This is a genomic window from Candidatus Obscuribacterales bacterium (assembly GCA_036703605.1).
Lineage (GTDB): Bacteria > Cyanobacteriota > Cyanobacteriia > RECH01 > RECH01 > RECH01.
This window is the reverse complement of the sequence record DATNRH010000651.1, coordinates 1-4595: the sequence shown is the minus strand read 5'-3', so window position 1 is coordinate 4595 and position 4595 is coordinate 1. Positions and strand designations below refer to the sequence as shown.

The window sequence follows — 4595 nt, the reverse complement described above, 5'->3', positions numbered from 1 at the left end:
GCCGAAATACAGCACGTCCGTGCCCGCGAAACAGCAACCCTGGCTAGGCTGATGCAAACTCAAGCAGCGTTGCGTCGCCACCAGGCCGAACTTGAGCAGCAAAAACATCGCCACCAGCAGACCCAACACCAAATTCAACTAGAGTTGCAACGGTTGGTGATTCGTGCTCCCGCAGCCGGAACGCTGCAATCGTTGACCATCCGCAATCCGGGTCAGGTTGTTGAAACAGGGGAGGCGATCGCCCAACTTGCACCCCAAACGGCGGCCCTGGTGATTCAAGCCCAGGTCGGGCAGGCTGATGCCAGTCGTATCCAGCCGGGGCAGTCGGTTCATGTCAGACTAGACAGTTGCCCCTATACAGACTACGGTCTACTGCAAGGGTATATTCATGCTATTTCTCCTGATACAGAACGATTAGAGCCGGGCCCAGACCCTGCCTCGACATTTTATCGGGTCGAAATTGTACCAGCATGGCAACCGTCAGACTCCAGATCTGAAAGACCATCCCTTCAGTCAGGCAAGCGCACCTGTTTTCTGCAGATGGGTATGCTAGGACGTGCAGATATTGTTACCCAGCGAGAGACCGTGCTGATTGCTATGCTCAGACGACTGAGACTGTTGACTGACCTGTAGAATTCTATAAAACTTCCTTGATCAAGCTATAGCGAAGATGTACAAAATAAGTATTGATCAGGGTCAAGAGCTACTGCAAGGCAGAGACGTTACACTGGAAACGATCAGCAAGGCAGCGATCGCCCTTTCTTACCTGGATGATAAGAGCGATCGCCTGCTGTCGGGGCGCATGGTTAATTTTCCACGACCTCAATGATGGTTGATATTGCTGCCATTTTGGTGACATCAATAGCTTGCCTGCCGCTGCGCACCTCAATATTGCCGCGAGTATTGCGATCGGCTTCACCCAGAAGCGCATCTACCACAGAGAGTGCATCGTCTGCCCCCAGACCAATAGGTTGTCCCCGTGCAGCACGCGAAGCATTAGCAATTTGTTGAATGCCTCGCAGGGCATCACGTAGGGGTGTCGTGCTGGCAATCGTGAGTAGTTCTACATAGCCTGAACCACTTAAGCAAAGATGAAACTCGTTGCTGGGATTCTCGCAGTAATTTCGATTAGGATCTCGTATCTGTCTTAGCTCAGGAGCCATGAGCGATCGCCCAGGCTCTAGCAACGATGCTGATTCTGGCGCATCCCAATCGGTTGGATGTAAGACCGTAATGTTGCCCGTGCCGCCAATGGCTAACACACCCACATGGATTGGTCGATCTTCTCGATTGGTGACCGTGATACTGATTTCAGAGCCAGATTGTAAGGCTTCGATCCTGCTATCCACGCGTTGAATTACCGTATCTAAACTTCGACTGCCGCGACTGCGAGTCCTACCTATCACCTCATTGCCCTGCACCGGCTGAACTATAACATCAAGATTAAGGTCAGAGGTGTCACTATTAAGCACTGAACGTAAAATCTGTCCGGCTAGCAAGATCTGAAACTGTGGCACCAAGCGCACCACTGCTGCCTCGATGGATTCATCTGGTGAACCAAAGGTACGACTTAAGGGCACTAACCCAGATGTAAATAACCCAAGGCTACCGAGGCTGCCCACCTGTTGTATCTGTTCTTGTTCAGTAAGAGCAAGGCTTTCGTCCGTCATCCGACCAATCAAGAAATGGGGACTGGCTTCACCATTCACGACCACCGGATCAACCCGTGAGACGTCCTGCAAACGCGATCGCATCGTGGCTAAATCATCTCCTAGTGATGGATCTAAACCCAGTCTTAGGGTTAAATCATCTGGAATGCCGCGCACCCGTTCCCGCAGCAACAGTCCTGGTTCAGGGAGCGATCGCCTCGCACCCATCAAGACGCCATATCCTTCTAATCCCACTCGACGGGTTTGCTCAATCTGTCCAGTTTCATGACCTTGAGCATCTATGATCGAGAAAATGGCTCCAGCTTCAAAGGCATCTAGACTTTGGGAGGAAACACCCCCCAGCCAAAATCTAACCTCACCGTCCTCACTACCCAACACTACCGCCTCTGCCGCTGGGGTTGAAGGATAGATAAAATAAAGTGGCTCTTGCTGGTGATCTTGACCGGGTTCTACCTCGTATACCGGGATTTGCACTAAGCGAGAACTGCGGGCCACGTCACGGGTAGAACGGGCCAAATCAACAAACACCCGTTCTAAGGGAAGATGACCGGGCTGCTGCCACAAATACCGGGTCAGCGCGTAGGTAAAGGCTCCGGCATGGAACTGCCCAGCCCCCGATCGCCCAAAGGAGGCATCTGCGGCAAGCTGATTGGCTTGGGCCGAACCTAGGGCAACGCCTTTGGCAATGCCTCGGCTGCGCCGTTCTAGTAGCTCATCCTCTGACCATTCTAACCGCTCCATCCACTGTTCCTGGGTTGCCAGCTCCGCCTCACTCGGCTCCGCCTCTCCCCGACCAATTCGAGAGTCCACAGCTCGAAACTGTAAGTCTCCCCGAGTTCCACCACCGGAATGACAGCTATCGAGCATAACCGTAACCTGATCGGTCTGGAGTGCCGACATCAATAAAAATAATGTCTTTCCCATGATGTCATCAACCTGCGTTCCGGTTAGATTCATGCGGGCATCGTAGGGAATCATGGTGCCGTTATATCCTTGAACCCCAGCGTAGGCATCAATGCGAGGAAGCTGTATTGGATTAGGATCTACCACGAGGGAGCCATGACCTGAAAAGTGGAAAACAACAATGTCTCCAGGCTGAGCTTGTTGGATTAGATGATCGTCGAAGGCATCTAATAGATTTTGTCGCGTTGCATTGCTATCAGTAAGAGTAAGAATATCTGTGGGGTTAAAGCCAAAACGATGGATGAGGAGTTCGCGCTGCATCTGGACATCGGTGACACAGCCCCGTAGAGATGCAACGCCAGTAGGATAAGCATTAATGCCGACCAGCAAAGCAAGCTTGCGAGGGGTACTTTGGGCCAAAACGCGACTATATTGGTTAGCTTGTCGCACCACATCAAGTTGGCTAAGACCAATGGCAGCTAAGGCGGAACTAGTGGCTTGGAGAAAGTGACGGCGTTTCATGGAAGACATAGAAGTAAGACGTTACGTCATAAGTAATCAACAACACTGTTGTATACTATCTCACTTACGATGAAGCGCACTGACCCTATGCACTGCTTGTCAGTTCAATGTTGCTAGATGAAGATATACAAATCGATCAACTTGATGATTGAGCAAAGGCGTTATTTGCTTTCTCAAATGACTCTGATGTGCTGGCTTGGTTAGAGCAGGCGTCAGACGTCACCAACGCGGGTCTTCCCTACCCCTCAGCCTCGCTCCCGTGGGTCGTCTGAAGGTTCTCTCTCCTCCGATGCTTCTAGCACCACATCTTCGTAGAGCGCTGTCAGCGTTTCACGAAACTGAAGACTCTTGATCTCAAACTGTTTAGTCGTTGGGGTGTAGTGCTGCAACAGCCACAGTCCATCCGCACCGCGCCGAAAACTTTCCACCCGCTGATGGCGCGTATTGATCAACACATATTCTTCTAAGGACTCTAGCGCTTGGTAGTTGGCAAACTTATCTCCCCTATCAAAGGCTTCGGTCGATGTGGACAGCACTTCTACAATCAGTTTGGGAAAGCGCTTATAGGTATCCGTTTCAGCATCCCGTGGATCACAGGTGACCATCACATCGGGATAGTAATAACAATTTCGTGCCTCCACCCGTGCTTTCATGTCCGAAATATACAGGCGACAGCCACTCCCCTGCAGGTGGTTACGCAGCATGGCGACTAGGTTTAGAGAAATGGTCACATGGGCGTCGGTGGCTCCGGCTATGGCATAGGCATAGCCGTCGATGTATTCATGCTTGATGGGGCTTTCTGCTTCTAGGTGCAGATAGTTGTCGGGAGACAGGGGCCCTGGCAAGGAGGCAACCATCGTTTTTACCACGAGCTCTTTTTACCATGCTAGCCAAAATTGGGCGATTGGGCGATCGCTCTCAACACACCCAGCACGCAATGGAGAATAGGGCGATCGGGTGTTAGATCCCCAGTTTCTTAGAGAAACCGGGGATCTGGGTGTTCAAATTTTTCTCGTTTCAGGGCCACAACTTCGAGGGTAGCGCATGGAGGTCTTGCATACCTGGGTGGGGTCGGGGACTATATAGGGGCGTTGACCTCTAGCTTGATAGGACTGATCTGCGATGCGTTGTTCTCGTTCTCGGAAGTCTGCTCCACCGATACCTTGTCCTGCAAGGGATTGGGGTGTTTGTTCGCTATTGCTGCGGGGGGCTGCCCGGCGGCGAATGGTGGCGATGGCGATGGCGATAGCGATGGTGGCTCCGATAGGGATGGGGATGGGAATGGGGACAGCTCGACCTGCCTTGGCTCAAAGTCAAGCGACCTTTAGCTCGTTTGAACCACTTATCTTCACCGGGGAGTTGAATCGCGACAGCCCAAATGTGTTGGATGATGGCAGCTTTTATCAAATCCATGAGTTTTCTGGAGAGGCAGGGCAAATTCTTGTGATTGAAATGGTGAGTGAGGAGTTTGACACCTATTTGGTCTTGCAAGATTCTAAT

At 51.7% G+C, this 4595-nt stretch carries 4 protein-coding genes; 2 read left to right on the top strand and 2 right to left on the bottom strand.

Annotated elements, in window-relative coordinates; translation table 11 throughout:
* A partial coding sequence (locus V6D20_13655) for an HlyD family efflux transporter periplasmic adaptor subunit (GenBank protein ID HEY9816826.1) occupies positions 1-633 on the top strand: 633 nt, incomplete at its 5' end.
* Positions 634-806: 173 nt separating this feature from the next.
* On the opposite strand, the gene V6D20_13650 is transcribed toward V6D20_13655, so the two are convergent.
* Positions 807-3095 (bottom strand): caspase family protein, encoded by a 2289-nt coding sequence (locus tag V6D20_13650; protein ID HEY9816825.1) that lies wholly within the window; start codon positions 3093-3095, stop codon positions 807-809.
* 245 nt (positions 3096-3340) lie between these two features.
* Positions 3341-3952, bottom strand: coding sequence for a Uma2 family endonuclease (locus tag V6D20_13645; protein HEY9816824.1), 612 nt, complete (start codon positions 3950-3952; stop codon positions 3341-3343).
* A 424-nt stretch (positions 3953-4376) separates the two neighbouring features.
* On the opposite strand from V6D20_13645, the gene V6D20_13640 reads away from it, so the two are divergent.
* Positions 4377-4595: hypothetical protein (locus tag V6D20_13640; protein HEY9816823.1), on the top strand; the 219-nt coding region annotated here is incomplete at its 3' end.